Raw genomic sequence first — 269 nt, 5'->3', positions numbered from 1 at the left:
GGAGGTAGAGCTCTGGATGGATGAGGGGGGTTGTGGCCCTACCGATTTCAACCAAACTGCGAATGCCGTCACTGGATCCTCGGGAGCAAGACCGTGTGGGAGAAGCTTCACGGTCGAGAGGGAAACAGCCCAGATCGCCATACCCTACGTCTAAGCCCAACGGCGCAAGCCCGCGCACGGGGGAATTTATCCTGAGCGTGAGGATGACCATGATCAACGGCGCAAGGAAAATGCGCGACAAGCTCAGCATATTTGGGAGATTCAGACTG

At 56.9% G+C, this 269-nt stretch carries 1 rRNA gene; it reads left to right on the top strand.

Annotation, left to right across the window (positions count from 1 at the left end):
• A 23S ribosomal RNA gene (locus EZM41_RS02915) occupies nucleotides 1-131 on the top strand; the annotation flags it as partial.
• Between the last annotated feature and the right edge of the window lie 138 nt (nucleotides 132-269).

It is taken from the genome of Acetomicrobium sp. S15 = DSM 107314, assembly GCF_016125955.1.
GTDB lineage: Bacteria > Synergistota > Synergistia > Synergistales > Thermosynergistaceae > Thermosynergistes > Thermosynergistes pyruvativorans.
The sequence above is the reverse complement of the archived record's forward strand: the minus strand, read 5'-3'. Positions and strand labels throughout refer to the sequence as shown.